This window comes from Paenibacillus sp. GbtcB18 (genome assembly GCF_019091125.1).
Classification (GTDB): domain Bacteria; phylum Bacillota; class Bacilli; order Paenibacillales; family NBRC-103111; genus Paenibacillus_F; species Paenibacillus_F chitinolyticus.
The window spans coordinates 1-470 of record NZ_JAGXJX010000130.1 but is presented as its reverse complement, the minus strand read 5'-3'; the positions used below and the strand labels follow the sequence as shown (position 1 = coordinate 470).

The 470-nt window shown below is 36.0% G+C and carries 1 pseudogene; it reads left to right on the top strand.

Features of this window, described 5'->3' with window-relative positions:
- Positions 1 to 236, top strand: a pseudogene (locus KVT34_RS29840) (hypothetical protein); the annotation flags it as partial.
- Positions 237 to 470 lie beyond the last annotated feature (234 nt).

Here is a 470-nt window from a genome sequence, read left to right as displayed (position 1 = left end):
ACAAAGCGTGGAAGAGTAAAGGAAAAAAGATTTGGTACGCAACGAAAGCAGGAGCAAAAGCAGGAGCAAGGGCTGTTTATGACAGTTATAGCAGTATTGGAAAGGCCTTATCTTTATCAGTCGGTTTCTCTATTGGATATTCTAAAGGGAAATTTGAATACAAAAAACTAAACCAACACCAAAACCAAAAGATGAAGTCCACAAAAATTCGCATAGTACAAAAGCACCCGCTATAGGGTATTCTTTAAGAGATAAAAAAACTCATGCGGTATTAAAATATGGTGAGACAACACAAGGAACTGCAAGGTATACACAAAAATTTTATAAGCAGCATAACGCTTATATGCTATTCGAAGCCAAGGGGACAAAAAAAGAAATGCAGGAATGGCAGCATAAGAAGACTTTAGCATATAAAAAGAAACATATTGAAAAGCGTCCTCCGCAAAATAAAAGCGATTATTGAAAAGGAT